Raw genomic sequence first — 14,558 nt, forward strand, 5'->3', positions numbered from 1 at the left:
TCGTGGCCGAGTCCACCTTAGCGCTGGACGGCTCCATGGCGCCGGGCGGCCAGGTCGGTGGCGGCCGCGCGGGCGGCGGAGGCCTCATCCGCGGTCAGCGTGCGGTCCGGGGCACGGAACCGCAGCGAGAAGGCCAGCGACTGGCGGCCGTCCTCCACGCCCGGCCCGGCGTAGACGTCGAAGAGGCTGATGTCCTCGAGCAGCTCCCCCGCCCCCTCCCGCAGGGTCTCCAGGACATCTCCCGCCACCACGTCGTCCGCGACCACGAGGGCCACGTCCTGGCTGGTGAGCGGGAAGGTGGACATCGGCCGGGCCACCACCACGTCGGCCGCTGCGGCGATCAGAGCGTCCAGGTCGAGTTCCATGGCCACGGTGCGGGCGGGCAGGTCGGCGTCCTCAAGCCAGGACGGCAGCAGTTCTCCGGCCACGCCGATGACGGGACCGTCCACCGGGTCTCCAGATCCGGTCAAGCGCAGCTCGGCCGTGCGGCCCGGGTGGAAGGCCTGGTGAGATCCCTGGACGACCCGCAGGTCCACGCCGAGGATCGCCGCGGCATCCAGGGCGGCGCCGAGGGCGTCCTGCCAGTCATACGTGCGGGGCTGATGGCCGGCACCGGGCGCGGAGTCGTGTCCGGTGAGCACGGCGGCCAGGTGGCGCGGCTGGTCCGGGATGCCGGCTTCCAGGTCCGCCAGCACCTCCTCCGCGGGGCGGGCGCCCAGCGGAGGGATCGTGGCCGAGCCCAGCTGCTCACCGGGCAGGAACACCAGCCCGGACTCGTAGAGGGCCAGGTTCCGGAAACCGCGGGAGTGGTTGCGGCGGGCGATGTCCAGCAGCCCGGGCAACAGGGAGGTGCGCAGGTACCCGAACTCGGCGGAGATCGGGTTGGCCAAGTGCACCATCCGCTGCGCGGCTCCCTCGTCCTCGGTGGCGGAGCCGAAGAAGCAGTTCTGCGCCTCGGTCACGAAGGGGTAGGCCAGCACCTCGGTCATCCCGGCGTCGGCCAGGCCCTGGACCACCCGGCGTCGGGCCGCCTGCTCCCGGGTCAGCCCGCGCCCCGGGGGGGCCACCGGGAGGGTGGACGGGATCTGGTCGTAGCCGATCAGGCGGGCGATCTCCTCGACCAGGTCGTCCCGGATCTCCAGGTCGTGGCGCCAGGTCGGGGCGGTGACGGTGAAGACCGTCCCGGCCGGGCCGGCGTCGTGATGTCCCGCCTCCGGTGCCGTGCCGCGGGCGACCGTGGCGCCCAGGTCCCGCAGGGTCGTCTCGATCTGGTCCTCGGTGTACTCGATGCCCATGCGGGCGACGGGGTAGGAGGCCGGCAGCTCGATGACGCTCGGCTCCGGGCGGGTGCCCACCTCGGTGATCCCCGCGTCCGCGGTGCCGCCGGCCAGCTGGACGAGCAGCTGGACGGCCCGTTCGGCCGCTTCGTCCGCGATCTCCCAGTCCACGCCGCGCTCGTTGCGCTTGGAGGCCTCGGAGGGCAGACGGTGACGGCGGCGGGTGCGGCCCATGGACACGGGATCGAAGTGCGCTGACTCGATGACGATCGTGGTGGTGGACTCGGACACCTCGGTCTCGCCGCCGCCCATCACGCCGGCCAAGCCGATCGGGCCCCGGTCGTCGGTGATGAGCAGGTCCTCGGCGGACAGCGTCCGCGACTTGCCGTCCAGGGTGGTCAGTGCCTCGCCCTCGGCGGAGCGGCGGACCACGATCGGGCCCTGCAGCTTCGCCGCGTCATAGAAGTGCAGCGGTTGCCCGAGTTCCCACATGACGTAGTTGGAGATGTCCACGGCCAGGGAGATGGACCGCATGCCGGCCAGACGCAGCCGCTGGGCCATCCACGGCGGGGTGGGGCGGCTCGGGTCGAGGCCGGTGACGGTCCGGGTCACGAAGCGGTCGCAGCCGGGGACGCCGTAGATGGGGTGCTCGTCCTCCAGACGTACCGGGTGGCCCTGGCCGTTCGGCTCGGGAGCCGTGACCAGGGAGGCCGGGTCGGTGAAGGGCAACCCGGTGGCGTGCGCGTATTCACGGCCCACGCCGCGGATCGAGAAGGCGTAGCTGCGGTCCGCCGTCACGTTGATCTCGGCCGCCTCATCCCTCAGGTGCAGGAGGTCGTAGACGTCCGTACCGGGCTCCGGGTCGTTGCCGTTCTCGGGCGAGAAGCCGAGGGAGGACAGCACGATGATGCCCTCGTGGTCCTCGCCCAGTCCCAGCTCGCGCGCCGAGGCGATCATCCCGGCGGAGAGGTGGCCGTAGGTCTGGCGCGGGGTGATGCGGAAGTCACCGGGGAGCACGGCGCCGGGCAGGGTGACGACGACCTTGTCCCCCACCTGGAAGTTGTGGGCGCCGCAGACGATGCCCTGCACTCCGGAGGGGTCGATGCCCTCGCCGGACAGGGTCTGCTCCTGGCCCTCGGGCACCACGCGGACCTGGCACCAGTTGATGGTCTTGCCGTTCTTCTGCGGCTCGGGGACCATCTCCAGGACCTCGCCGACCACGAGGGGGCCGGAGAGCTCGTCCAGGGGACGGTGGACGTCCTCCTCCTCGAAGCCGACCCTCACCAGGTCGGCCATGACGTCCTCGGCGGTCGCGTCCGCCGGGACCGGGACATATTCACGTAGCCATGACAGCGGGATGCGCACGGGTGATCAGATCTCCATTCCGAAGTGCTGGGAGAAGCGGACGTCGCCCTCGATCATGTCTCGCATGTCGAGGACCTCATTGCGGAACATCAGGGTGCGTTCCACGCCCATGCCGAAGGCGAAACCGGAGTAGACCTCCGGGTCCAGCCCGGCGGCACGCAGCACGTTCGGGTGCACCATGCCGCAGCCGCCCCATTCAATCCACTGCGGACCGCCCTTGGCGCCGGGGTGCCAGATGTCCATCTCCGCGCTGGGCTCGGTGAACGGGAAGAAGTTGGAGCGCAGCCGGATCGTGGCCTCGGGCCCGAACATCTGACGGGCGAAGTACTCGAGGGTGCCGCGCAGGTCCGCCATGGTCAGGCCCTTGTCCACGGCCAGACCCTCGAACTGGTGGAACACCGGGGTGTGGGTGGCGTCCAGCTCATCGGTGCGGAAGGTCCGGCCCGGCGAGAGCACGTACACGGGGACGCCACGCTCGAGCATGGCGCGCATCTGCACGGGCGAGGTCTGCGTCCGCAGCAGGAGGTGGGACTCGGCCGGGTCCACGAAGAAGGTGTCCTGCATCTCGCGGGCCGGGTGGTCCGGCTTGAAGTTCAGCGCATCGAAGTTGTACCACTCCGATTCGAGCTCAGGCCCCTCGGCGATCTCCCAGCCCATGCCGATGAAGATGTCCGAGACCCGCTCCTGCAGCACGGACAGCGGGTGCCGGGCGCCCACACGCCGGCGGCGCACGGCCGTGGTGACGTCCACGGTCTCCTCGACGAGCATGCGGGCGGCGTGCTCGGCCTCGAGGACCTCGGTGCGGGCCGCGAGCGCCCGTTCCATGGACTTGCGGGCCCCGCCCATGAGCTTGCCGGCCACGGCCTTCTGGTCCTTGGGCAGCTGGCCGATCCCCCGGTTCGCCAGCGTCAGCGGCGCCTTCTCCCCCGTGTGGGCCAGTCGGGCCGCCTTGAGCTCGTCGAGGTCGGCGGCGGCGGCGAAGGCCGCCAGGGCCTGCTCGACGGCGGCGTGCACCGCGGCTTCGTCCGCCGGGGAGATCTCCGGCTGTTCGACCGTGTCGACCGGGGTTCCGGCCCGGTCCTGGGGGGTTTCCGTCATGGCGGGCAACGACCTTCATGTTCTGAGGTTCGGATGTGGCACTGAGGTGGGGCTGGTCCCTGGCCACCCGCACCCGGCAGGAGGCCTCGGCCAGTCTAGTAGTCGTCCGAGGACCGCCGCACACCGGCGTCCTAGACTTACTGCCATGCCCACCGTTGCGTCCTCCCGGCCGCACCCTCCGCGCACGCCGAGCTCACTGTCTGCGTCCTCCCGTTGGTCCGCTGGGCTGCGACTGCGCCAGCTGTGCAACGCCGCCAACCTGACCACGCCCCTGGGACTCGTGCTGGCCCTGGCCTCCGGTTGCCGGATCCAGCGGGGCCCGGAGGGACTGATCCTCGCGTTCGGCTACCGGTGGGCGTTTCCCGACGGCGGCGCCTTCACCGTGGGCAACCTCGTGCTGTTCCGGCCCCACACCGCTCCGACGGCCCGGTTGCTGGAGCACGAAGGACGGCATGCCACCCAGTACGCCTGGTGCCTGGGCCTGCCCTTCCTGGTGCTGTACTTCACCGCGGCCGGCTGGTCCGTGCTGCGCACCGGTGATCCGGCCTCACGGAACCTGTTCGAGCGCCACGCCGGTCTGGCGGCCGGCGGCTACCGCGAGCGCCCGGTGCGGTGGCCACGGCGGCGGTAGGTGGCTGGTCGGCCGATGCCGGTCCGCCCTGCCCTGTGGGACTCAGAGCCAGGCTTCGGCCAGCAGTTCCAGAGAGCGGTCCCGCACGGCAGGGTCGAAGGCATAGGTGACGGTGATGAGCTCATCGGCGCCGGTGCGCTCCACGAATTCCTCCAGCTGGGTCTTCACCGTCGTGGGGGCGCCCACGGCTTTGATCCGCAGCATCGGATTGCCCTCTCCGCCTGGCCCGGCAATGGTGGCCGGGTCCACTGGCGGCTGAATCTTGCGGCGTTGCCCGCGCTGGATGTCGAGGAACATCTGCTCGAGCACCGTGTGCTCCCGTGCTGCCTCCTGGTCGGTGGCGGCCACCATCACGTTGATGCCCGCCATCACGTAGGGCTCGTCGATCTGCGCGGTGGGTGCATCGGCAGTGAAGGAGTCCCGGTACACCTGGATGGCCTGATCGATCTGGTCGGGGGCGAAATGCGAGGCCAGGGAGAACGGCAGGCCCAGCTGGCCGGCGATGGACGCTCCGTTGACGGTCGACCCGAGGACCCAGATGGGCACCTCGGTCCCAGCGGATACGGAGGACACGATCGGTACGCTGTGGGCGGTTCCGGTCTCACCGAACCAGCCCTGCAGATCGTAGATGCTCTGGGCAAAGGCCTGCGGCTCGGCTGAGGAGCGGCTCAAGGCCTGGGCGGTCATCATGTCCGTTCCCGGTGCACGCCCCAGGCCCAAGTCGATCCGGTCCCCATGGATGTTGGCGAGGGTCCCATACTGTTCGGCCACCATCAGCGGGGCATGGTTGGGCAGCATCACTCCGCCGGACCCCAGCCGAATCCGCTCGGTGACCGAGGCGGCCTGGGAAATCAGCAGTGCGGTGGCACTGGACGCCAGATTGGGGGTGTTGTGGTGCTCCGCGAACCAGATCCGGCGAAAGCCCAACTGATCAGCGATGCGGGCCGAATTCATCGAGGCGGCGATACCGTCCCGGGCAGTGGACCCCTCGGAAATGGAGACCAGGTCAAGAATGCTCAAGGGCACAGACAATGGTGGACGTTCCTCACGTTGGCAGAAGCAGGTGTGTTCGTCAGGGACAACCACCGCTGACGGCCTTTCTATTCCACGGACGTCTTCCCTGACATGCTCCTGCCATGCTCCACGTGATAGCCGTGTGTTCGGAGCCGATTCGCGTCGGCTGATGTGGGTCGCCGTGGCCGGGGGCCGGCGTCGGTGTCTGTTGACTAAGATCGACACGTTCCGGAGTCGGTCCGGTTCTTGTTCTTGTTCTTGTTTTTGTACTTGTTCCGGTCCTTGATTCGTGTTCCTCCCCCGTCCGCTCTCCGTAGGGAGTCACCTCGCGCCGCCCACCCACAGCCAGCCCGATCCTGCCGTGGATCATCGTCGGCATCGTCATCCTCGCCCTCAACCTCCGAGCTCCGATCATCGCGCCCACGGCCGTTCTCGGGGACATCCAGGCCGACACCGGACTGGACGCCGTCGGGGCGGGGCTGCTGACCGGGCTGCCGATCCTGCTCTTCGCCCTGGCCACCCCCCTGGCCACCCGGACCATCGGCCGGTGGGGGTCCGAGGCCACGGTGTTCGCCTGCCTGGCGGGGGTGCTGGCCGGGACCGTGCTCCGCTCCGCCGGGCCGGCGTGGATGGTCCTGGCCGGCACCGCCGTCATCGGCCTGTCGCTGACCTTGGGGAACATCGTGGTTCCGGTCATCATCCGCCGGGAGGTTCCGTGGGACCGGGTCTCCCTGGCGACGGGGCTGTATTCCGCCGGCATGAACGTGGGCTCCATGGCGACCCTGATCGGCACCGGACCTTTGGCCGCCGCCGTCGGCTGGCGCTGGGCCCTCGCGCTCTGGAGCGTGCTCGCCGTGGTCGGGATGGCCTATTGGCTGGCCCTGGTCCGGCGGCGCCTGCGAACGGTCCCCGGCAGGCAGCCCGGCTCCTCCGAGGCGGGCCCGGCCTCCGCGCAGACAGCTCCTACGGCGCGGAGCGCCAGTCCTACGGCCCGGAGCGCCAGCGGCCGGCCGACTCCGCCGTTCCGCCGCGTCACGTGGCTGCTGGTGATCGCCTTCAGCGGCCAGTCGGCCGGCTACTACACCACCACCACGTGGCTGCCCTCGATCCTGGCGGACTCCCAGGGTCTGGACACCGCGGGTTCCGGCGCCACGGCGTCCCTGTTCCAGGTCGCCGCCATCGTGGGCGCCCTGGGCGTTCCCCTCCTGGCGGCACGGACGAGGCCCTGGGTCCCCATGGCGGTGGTGGCGGCCCTGTGGCTGTCCCTGCCGCTCGGCCTGCTGCTGGCGCCCGACGCCTACACGCTGTGGTCACTGACCGGTGGTGTGGCGCAGGGCGGCGGTTTCACGGCCATCTTCTCGATCATCGCCCGGATGGCCGGCAACGATTCCGAGGCCGCCGCCGGCTCAGCCTTCGTCCAGACGGGTGGCTACCTGGCCGCCACGATCACCCCGCCGCTCGCCGGCTGGCTGCACACCGCCACCGCGGGCTGGACCGCCCCGATCCTGCTGGTCCTCGCCGCCACCCTGGCCTTCACCATCGCGGGGCTGCTGGCCGTCCAGGCCGCCGGGCGCATGCCCGGGCCCCGGCAGCGGGGTTCCACCCCGGCTTAATTCGCGGCCCTCGTCTGCGGCCCGGAACTCCGAACCGCGCCGCTGCGGTGCGGGCGGTGCGTCCCACCAGCAGCGCGAATCCAGCGAGTACAACGCGTACTGCAGGTCCAGCTGGACGGTGATCAGTACAGCGAGCCATCTGGCTCGTCGAGGTCCGACGTCGGCCGCGCCGCTTCCAGCGCGGCGATCACGAGCGCCTCTGCCAGCTGGGTTCCCGGTACGGTCGGCCACGGTTCCGGACGGTCCCCGTCATCGGCGTGCGCGCCCACCCGCCCTGGTCGTCGCGGCGCGCTCTCGTCCCACGGCACGTGGATGAACCCGGCGGTTCGCACGGAACTGGTTTCGGCCCGTGCCATCAGCGCGTAGAAGAGGTGGTTGCAGACGAAGCTGCCCGCGCTCAGGGACAGCTCGGCCGGGATCTCGGCCTCGCGCAGCGCGGCGACGATGCGTTTGACCGGGAGGGTGGAGAAATAGGCGGCGGGGCCGGCGTCGTCCACGGCCCGTCCTGCCGGCTGGGCACCGGCGTTGTCCGGGATGCGGGCATCCTGAAGGTTGACGGCCACCCTCTCCACGGCCACCCGCGTCCGGCCGCCGGCCAGGCCGCAGGAGATGACGATCCCGGGCCGGTGTTCGGCCAGCGCCCGCTCCAGGACCTCGGTGGATCCGGCGAAGGTACAAGGCAGCCTCACGGCGACCGCGTCGACGCCACGGTCTCGGAGTCGGCGGGCCGCCTCCTGCACCGCGGGCCAGGACGGGTTGTGCCCATCCCCCGCGAAGGGCTCAAAGCCGGTGAGCAGGAGGGGTGCGAGGCCAGGGTCGTGGGGTGCTGCGGTGGCGGGACCGGTCATGGCTCCAGCGTAGCGCCCCCTTGCACCCCCGTTAGTACATGTGTTCTAATCAAGGCATGCGATGGGAAGCGCAGACACTGCAGGCCGGGGACGGGATCGAGCAGGGCGACGGCGGCACTCCGGCCGCACCGGCCGCCCTGCTCCCGCTCTCCGGCCTGCAGCGTTCCATCACCACGCCGGAGTTCGCGGACACCACCTTCCACGAGGTCGTGGCCAAGTCGGCCCTGAACAAGGTCCCTGACTCCTCTCCCATGCCCTTCCGCTGGACCGTCAACCCCTACCGGGGCTGCACCCATGCGTGCCGGTACTGCTACGCGCGCAGCACCCACGAGTATTTGGACTTCAATGCGGGCACCGATTTCGATCAGCAGATCGTCGTCAAGGTGAACACCCCCGAGATCCTCCGGCGGGAATTGGCACGCCCCAGCTGGACCCGCGAGCTGGTGGCGCTGGGCACCAACACGGACCCCTATCAGCGGGCCGAGGGCCGGTACCGGCTCATGCCCGGCATCATCACCGCCCTGGCGGATGCGGGCACCCCCTTCTCCATCCTGACCAAGGGCACCCTCCTGGGACGGGACCTGGACCTCCTGGCCTCGGCGTCTCGCCGGGTGCCGGTGCAGGTCTCCGTCTCCCTGGCCATGCTGGACGCGGGACTCGCCCACCGGGTCGAACCGGGCACCCCCACCCCGGCGGCCCGGCTCAAGCTCATCGAGAAGCTGTCCTCGGCCGGCGCCCAGGTCACGGTCATGGCCATGCCCCTGCTGCCCTGGCTCACCGATTCAGACCGCCAGCTGGAGGACCTCATGGCCGCGCTGTCCGGGGCCGGGGCGCAATCCGTCCTGGCCGGGGCCCTGCATCTGCGGCCCGGGGCACGGCAGTGGTACCTGCAGTGGATCGAGGAGGACCACCCGCACCTGCTGGCCGGATACCGCCAGCTCTACGGCCGCAGCTCCTACGCGCCCGCGTCCTACCGCAAGGCCCTCGGCCGGCGGGCCTCCGCCGCAGCCCGGCGTCACGGCCTGCACCACGAGGGGGCCCACCGCCTCACCCGCCCGGACGGGGACGGGCCGAGTCCGGCCGCCCATCGCCCCGGCGCGGATGACCACCGGGCTCCGGCCGGGACCACGGGGCCAGCCCAGCCGGTCCCCGCCCCGCAACCGGCGCTGTTCTAAGGTCTCAGCCTTCGGGGCGCACGAGTTCCACCAGCGCATCCACAATGGGCCGGTCCGCCGGAATCCACTCCAGTTCCTGCAGTGTGGCCCGGTCGAGGGCACGCCACTCGAGCAGGTCGTGGTCCTCCAGCGGCTGGGGGTCGCCCCTGACGATCACCGCGGTGAACACCCGCATCCTGGCCCCATTACCCAGCAGCCAGCCCTCCGGATGATCGGCGGTCACCTCGAGGTCCAGCCGGACGAGGACCCCGAGTTCCTCGCGCACCTCCCGGATCAGCGCCTCGCGAGGGTCCTCCCCCGGTTCCACCTTGCCGCCCGGGAATTCCCACAGGCCCGCCAGGGCCTCCGGTGCGCTTCGCCGGGCGGCCAGCAGCACCGTCGGTGCCGCCAGCTCGTCCACCACGGCAGCCCCGACGACCGGCCGGGGCGATCGGGCGACGGGGCGGGAGCCGGCGTTGGCCTCCTGCCCGGGGACGCGCACTGCCGGAGAGTCCGAGGTGATGTCACTCATCACGCGAGCCTACCGACCCTTGACGGCGTTGCGTGAGCGCGTGAGCGCGTGAGCGCGTGAGCGCGTGAGCGCGTGAGCGCGTGAGCGCGTGGGGACCGTAGTCTGGATCAGTGCCAAACACCGCTGCCGACGACCCCTCCTCCACCTCACCGTCCACGTCATCGTCCGCCTCCCGCTCAGGCCCGCACTCCGACCGGTCCGACCGGTCCGGCCGTCGCGCCATCCTGCCGGGCATCCTCGCGCTGGCCCTCGGCGGCTTCGCGATCGGCACCACCGAGTTCGCCATCATGGGCCTGCTCCCCGAGGCCGTCGCGGATCTGGGCGTCGACCTGCCCGCCGGCGGCATCCTCATCTCGGCCTATGCCCTCGGCGTGGTCGTCGGGGCGCCGCTGCTGGCCGCCGGCATGGCCCGGATCGATCGGCGTACCTCCGCCCTATGGCTGATGGCACTGTTCGTCGTCGGCCACGCGGCCAGCCTGTTCGCCCCGGACTTCACCACCATGCTCGTGGCCCGGTTCATCTCCGGCCTGCCGCACGGGGCGTACTTCTCGGCCGCCGCCCTGGCCGCCGCCCACCTGGCCGGGCCGGCCCGCCGCGGTCAGGCCATTGCCTGGGTCATGGCGGGACTGTCCGTCGCGAACCTCATCGGCGTTCCCTTGGCTACCTGGTTGGGCCAGAACTTCGGCTGGCGGTGGATGTTCATCGTCACGGGGCTCTTCGGTGTCGCCACCCTGGCCGCCGTGGCGTGGCTGGTCCCCCGCGTCCCGGCTCCCCCCGGCGCCTCCGTGCGCAGCGAGCTCACGGCCCTGAGGTCTCCGGCACTCTGGCGGGCCATCGTGGTCGGCATCATCGGCTTCGCCGGCATGTTCGCCCTCTACACCTACATCGCTCCTGTCTTCACGGACGTCGGCGGCATGGCTCCGCAGCTGGTGCCGGTCATCATGGCCCTCTACGGGGTCGGCATGGTGGTGGGCACCCTGGTCGGCGGCACCCTGTCCGACCGCTCGGCGCGGCGGACCCTGCAGTGGATGCTGGCCATCGTCGCCGTGGCGCTGGCCTGCTTCAGCCTGACCGCTGAGTGGTGGATCCTCTCCCTGGTGCCGCTGCTGGCCGCCGCCATGGCGGCCTCGGCCCTGGTCCCGTCCCTCCAGGTTCTGCTCGTCGACGCCGCCCCGCAGGCACCCCAGCTGTCCGGGGCACTCAACCACTCGGCCCTGAACCTCGCCAATGCCATGGGCGCCTGGGTGGGAGCCGCCGTGATCCAGGCCGGTCTCGGCCTCCAGGTGCCCGCAGGCGCCGGAGCCGCTCTCGCCGGCGTCGGGCTCCTGCTGTCCCTGGTCCTACTCCGGTCCCGCAACACCTGAGATTTCCGCTCCGGCTTGCTCTGTTGTGCTCAGGCGGGGTCCCTGACCGTTCATCAACCGTGGACTGGGAGCACGCCGTAGACGGACACTATCCGTATCCGTACTGCTTCACGAGCACGAAGGGGTAAACATCATGAGCATCATCAGCTGGATCATCATGGGCCTCGTAGCGGGTGCCATCGCCCGGCTCATCCTTCCCGGCGAACAGGGCGGCGGCTGGCTCGGTGCCCTCCTCACCGGCATCCTCGGCGCCATTCTCGGCGGCTGGATCGGCGGGGCCCTGTTCAGCCTCGATCTCAACGAGGGCTTCTTCGACTTCTGGACCTGGGTCTTCGCCATCATCGGCGGTGTGATCGTCGCCTTCATCTGGCAGGCCATCACCCGGCGGACCAGCCGCGCCAAGGCCTGACCTGCCTCCGCTACCACGTCACCACGCGCAGGGCGCCCCCTCAGCAGGGGCGCCCTGCGTCGTCTCATGAGGGCGCCGGAGCTGTAGTTCCGGCCTCGGCCGGGATCGCCTCAGACCAGATCTTCTCCGGCCGCGGTGTCATCAGGCGCGTGCTGCGCCATCGCCGAAGCGTAGAGACAGACCGTGGCGGCCGTGGCCACGTTGAGCGATTCGGCCCGACCATACAGCGGAACCGCCACCCGTTCGTCGGCCAGGGTCAATTCTTCGGCGGACAGACCCTGGGCCTCGTTGCCGAACAACCAGGCGGTCGGCGCGGCCAGCAGGCCCGACGGCGGCCGGTCCAGCACCACGGACCCGTAGCCGTCCGCCGCCAGCACCGCCAGACCATGGTCGCGGAGCGCATCCACGGCGTTGGCGGCCTCCACCCCGGTGACGACCGGTACGTGGAACAGCGACCCCGCCGTGGAGCGCACCACCTTGGGATTGAACACGTCCACGGATCCAGCCGTCAGCACCACCACACCGGCGCCCGAGGCATCCGCTGCCCGCAGGATGGTGCCCGCGTTGCCGGGATCCTGGACTCGACACAGGACGGCGGCCAGACGTGGCTCCGGCAGAGCGGCGAGGATGGGTGCGGCGCCGGTGTCCGGCAGGTGACAGACGGTGAGGATGCCCTGCCCGGTGACGGCATCGGCCATGGCGTCCAGGACCTCGTCGGTCACCCACCGCACCGGCACGCCCCGGTCGGCGGCACGGCGGACCAGGTCCGCCAGCTCAGCGTCACGCTCCGCCACCCGGGTGGAGAGGTAGACGGACTCCACGACCCGGCCCGGAATCCACTGGGTGGGTCTCGGCGGACGAGGGGGCCGGCCGTCGGCGGGCTGGGCAGGGTCGGCATCGCGCTCGGGACGAGGGCTCAGCATCCCCAGGTGTGCCCGCAGCGCCTCCCGGGAGGACTGCGGGCCCTCAGCCAGGAACAGACCCTCCCGGGAACGCGACGAGCGCCCCGCCAGGCGTGCGACCTTCCGGACCCGGTCTGCCCGGGGGTTGGTCATCACGTCCTGATCGGGGCGCTCGTTCATGGTGTTCCGAGTCCGGTGTCGGCCGTGTGGCCGCCACCGTCACCGGGTACGCGTCTCTACTTCGCGGCTGCCGGGGCGTTGACGTCAGCCGGCAGGGCTGCACGGGAGGCCGTCACCAGGGCGGCGAACGCGGCAGAGTCGGACACGGCCAGCTCGGCGAGCATGCGGCGGTCCACCTCGATGCCGGCCAGCTTGAGGCCCTGCATGAAGCGGTTGTAGGTCATGCCGTTGGCGCGGGAGGCCGCGTTGATACGGGTGATCCACAGGCGGCGGAAGTCGCCCTTGCGCTTCTTGCGGTGCTGGTAGTTGTAGACATACGAGTGCAGCAGCTGTTCCTTGGCCTTGCGGTAAAGGCGGGAACGCTGTCCGCGGTAACCGGCCGCGCGGTCCAAGACCACCCGGCGCTTCTTGTGGGCGTTGACTGCCCGCTTCACACGTGCCACGTGCGTACTCCTTCGAATCGATGCCCACCGCGTCCTTCGTCAGTCGCGGCGGCTAGCTGTGTGCGGCCGAGAGGGCCACGGGGAAATGTCAGATGCCCAGCATCCGCTTGATGGTCTTGACGTTGGCCTTGGAGACCAACTGGTCGGAGGCCAGACGGCGGGTCAGCGTGGAGGGCTTGTGCTCCAGGTAGTGGCGGCGGTTGGCCTGCTGACGCATCAGCTTGCCGGAACCGGTCACGCGGAAGCGCTTCTTGGCTCCGCTGTGGGTCTTCATCTTCGGCATGGCTGCCGTTCTCCTTCATGTTGGCTGTCCGCCCGTCGGGCGGACAGTGCTACGTGGACCCTCCCGGAGGTGGGGCCGATCTGGTCCGTCCCGGCCAGAAGCCGGTGACGAAAGGGTGGTGCTGGTCTACTTGCTTCCGCCCGGCTTGGGACCGGGCCTCGGCGTAGCACCGGGTTTGGGTGCCGCCGACGGCTTCGGCATGGCCGGCTTGGGAGCCGGTGCCGGCTTCGCGGCGGGCTTGGCCGCCGCAGGCTTAGGTGCCGCGGCGGGCTTGGTCACCGTGGGCTTCGGCGCCGCAGCAGGCTTGGCAACGGCTGGCCTCGCGGTCGCCGGCTTGGCCGCCGGAGCCGCCTTCGCCGGAGCCGCCTTCGCCGGAGCCGCCTTCGCCGGGGCCGGCTGGTCCGCCGGAGCCGGCTTGCTTGCCGGGTCCACCGGAGCTTCGGCGTCCGGAGCAGCCTGGGCCGGGGCCTGCTCAACTGCAGGCTTCTCGGCCGGCTTCTCCACCGGAGCGGACGGAGCCTCGGTACCAGCCTGGGCCAGCTTCTTCAGCTCTTCGGGCATGGCGTCCGACATCGTGCTGGACAGCGGCGCCGAGGAGGTGTCCTCAGCGACCTTCTGCTTCGCCTCGCGGGCCGCCACGTCACGGCGGGAGCCGACGCGTTCCTGCTTCGGCTCCTGATGCTTGCGTGCCTCGGCACGGGCCTCGGACTTGTTTTTCAGCGGACCGATCACCATGACCATGTTGCGGCCGTCCTGGCGCGGGCTCGACTCGACCATGCCGACATCGGCCACGTCCTCGGCGAACTTCTGCAGCAGGCGGATGCCCAACTCGGGGCGCTGCTGCTCACGTCCACGGAACTGGATCATGGCCTTGACCTTGTCCCCAGCGGTGAGGAACTTGCGGGCATGACCGGTCTTGGTCTCGTAGTCGTGCTTGTCGATCTTCAGGCGGAAGCGGACTTCCTTGAGGATCGTGTTGGTCTGGTTCTTCCGGGCCTCACGGGCCTTGACGGCAGCCTCGTACTTCCACTTGCCGAAGTCCATGAGCTTGCAGACCGGCGGCTTGGCCGTGGGGGCCACTTCAACGAGGTCCAGATCGGACTCGGCGGCTAGACGCAACGCATCCTCGATGCGCACAATTCCCACCTGTTCGCCCTGGGGGCCGACCAGGCGCACCTCGGGCACGCGGATCCGTTCGTTGATTCTTGGCTCGCTAATCTTGCAACTCCTGTTTCTGGACGCTGTGGATACGGGGCCACCTTCCCGGTGCGGCTCCCTGCGCAGACCCGGAGACAACTAAGGCCTCCGTGCTCAACGCAGACGGAGGCCTGGCCGACGGACGTATCCGACGACCCATCGGCGGACGGTTCCCTTCCGGGGCCGTCCGACCGGTGACCCGGCAACTCGGCCCGCCGGAGCGGGCGTCCTGCTGACGCGGGTGGGAG

The 14,558-nt window shown here is 70.5% G+C and carries 14 protein-coding genes; 5 read left to right on the forward strand and 9 right to left on the reverse strand.

The window, feature by feature from the left end; genetic code table 11:
• Positions 1-17: 17 nt before the first annotated feature.
• Both pheT and pheS read right to left on the reverse strand, forming a co-directional pair.
• The gene (pheT, locus tag AB0333_RS14635) at positions 18-2,642 is read right to left on the reverse strand and encodes a phenylalanine--tRNA ligase subunit beta (protein WP_366219438.1); all 2,625 of its coding nucleotides are present in this window, start codon (positions 2,640-2,642) and stop codon (positions 18-20) included.
• Positions 2,643-2,648: 6 nt separating this feature from the next.
• Entirely contained in the window at positions 2,649-3,740 is a 1,092-nt protein-coding gene (pheS, locus tag AB0333_RS14640; RefSeq protein ID WP_366219439.1) for a phenylalanine--tRNA ligase subunit alpha, read from the reverse strand.
• A gap of 145 nt (positions 3,741-3,885) precedes the next feature.
• Between pheS and AB0333_RS14645 the strand changes: the two genes are divergently transcribed.
• Positions 3,886-4,371 (forward strand): hypothetical protein, encoded by a 486-nt coding sequence (locus AB0333_RS14645; RefSeq protein ID WP_366219440.1) that lies wholly within the window; start codon positions 3,886-3,888, stop codon positions 4,369-4,371.
• Positions 4,372-4,413: 42 nt separating this feature from the next.
• Here AB0333_RS14645 and AB0333_RS14650 read toward each other — a convergent pair whose 3' ends face one another.
• Positions 4,414-5,403 (reverse strand): LLM class flavin-dependent oxidoreductase, encoded by a 990-nt coding sequence (locus AB0333_RS14650; RefSeq protein WP_366219441.1) that lies wholly within the window; start codon positions 5,401-5,403, stop codon positions 4,414-4,416.
• A gap of 395 nt (positions 5,404-5,798) precedes the next feature.
• Here AB0333_RS14650 and AB0333_RS14655 point away from each other — a divergent pair, with 395 nt between their 5' ends.
• Positions 5,799-6,998, forward strand: coding sequence for an MFS transporter (locus tag AB0333_RS14655; protein WP_366219487.1), 1,200 nt, complete (start codon positions 5,799-5,801; stop codon positions 6,996-6,998).
• Positions 6,999-7,120: 122 nt separating this feature from the next.
• Here AB0333_RS14655 and pcp read toward each other — a convergent pair whose 3' ends face one another.
• Complete coding sequence (gene pcp / locus AB0333_RS14660; protein WP_366219442.1) at positions 7,121-7,846, reverse strand: pyroglutamyl-peptidase I; 726 nt, start codon at positions 7,844-7,846, stop codon at positions 7,121-7,123.
• A 56-nt stretch (positions 7,847-7,902) separates the two neighbouring features.
• Between pcp and AB0333_RS14665 the strand changes: the two genes are divergently transcribed.
• Entirely contained in the window at positions 7,903-9,021 is a 1,119-nt protein-coding gene (locus tag AB0333_RS14665) for an Rv2578c family radical SAM protein (RefSeq protein WP_366219443.1), read from the forward strand.
• Positions 9,022-9,025: 4 nt separating this feature from the next.
• Here the strand turns inward: AB0333_RS14665 and AB0333_RS14670 are convergent, their stop codons facing one another.
• Positions 9,026-9,532 (reverse strand): (deoxy)nucleoside triphosphate pyrophosphohydrolase, encoded by a 507-nt coding sequence (locus tag AB0333_RS14670; RefSeq protein WP_366219444.1) that lies wholly within the window; start codon positions 9,530-9,532, stop codon positions 9,026-9,028.
• Between the two features lie 110 nt (positions 9,533-9,642).
• Between AB0333_RS14670 and AB0333_RS14675 the strand changes: the two genes are divergently transcribed.
• On the forward strand, positions 9,643-10,896 hold the full coding sequence (locus tag AB0333_RS14675; protein WP_366219445.1) for an MFS transporter: 1,254 nt from the start codon (positions 9,643-9,645) through the stop codon (positions 10,894-10,896).
• A gap of 133 nt (positions 10,897-11,029) precedes the next feature.
• Positions 11,030-11,305, forward strand: coding sequence for a GlsB/YeaQ/YmgE family stress response membrane protein (locus AB0333_RS14680; protein WP_366219446.1), 276 nt, complete (start codon positions 11,030-11,032; stop codon positions 11,303-11,305).
• A gap of 110 nt (positions 11,306-11,415) precedes the next feature.
• On the opposite strand, the gene AB0333_RS14685 is transcribed toward AB0333_RS14680, so the two are convergent.
• The 4 genes from AB0333_RS14685 to infC form a co-directional block, all read right to left on the reverse strand.
• Positions 11,416-12,387, reverse strand: a complete 972-nt coding sequence (locus AB0333_RS14685) for an RNA methyltransferase (RefSeq protein ID WP_366219447.1) — start codon at positions 12,385-12,387, stop codon at positions 11,416-11,418.
• Positions 12,388-12,443: 56 nt separating this feature from the next.
• The gene (gene rplT / locus AB0333_RS14690; protein ID WP_159551534.1) at positions 12,444-12,830 is read right to left on the reverse strand and encodes a 50S ribosomal protein L20; all 387 of its coding nucleotides are present in this window, start codon (positions 12,828-12,830) and stop codon (positions 12,444-12,446) included.
• A gap of 88 nt (positions 12,831-12,918) precedes the next feature.
• The gene (gene rpmI / locus AB0333_RS14695) at positions 12,919-13,113 is read right to left on the reverse strand and encodes a 50S ribosomal protein L35 (protein ID WP_159551536.1); all 195 of its coding nucleotides are present in this window, start codon (positions 13,111-13,113) and stop codon (positions 12,919-12,921) included.
• Between the two features lie 126 nt (positions 13,114-13,239).
• Positions 13,240-14,409 (reverse strand): translation initiation factor IF-3, encoded by a 1,170-nt coding sequence (infC, locus tag AB0333_RS14700; RefSeq protein WP_366219448.1) that lies wholly within the window; start codon positions 14,407-14,409, stop codon positions 13,240-13,242.
• Positions 14,410-14,558 lie beyond the last annotated feature (149 nt).

The sequence above is a fragment of the Citricoccus sp. NPDC079358 genome (assembly GCF_040702545.1).
GTDB lineage: Bacteria > Actinomycetota > Actinomycetes > Actinomycetales > Micrococcaceae > Citricoccus.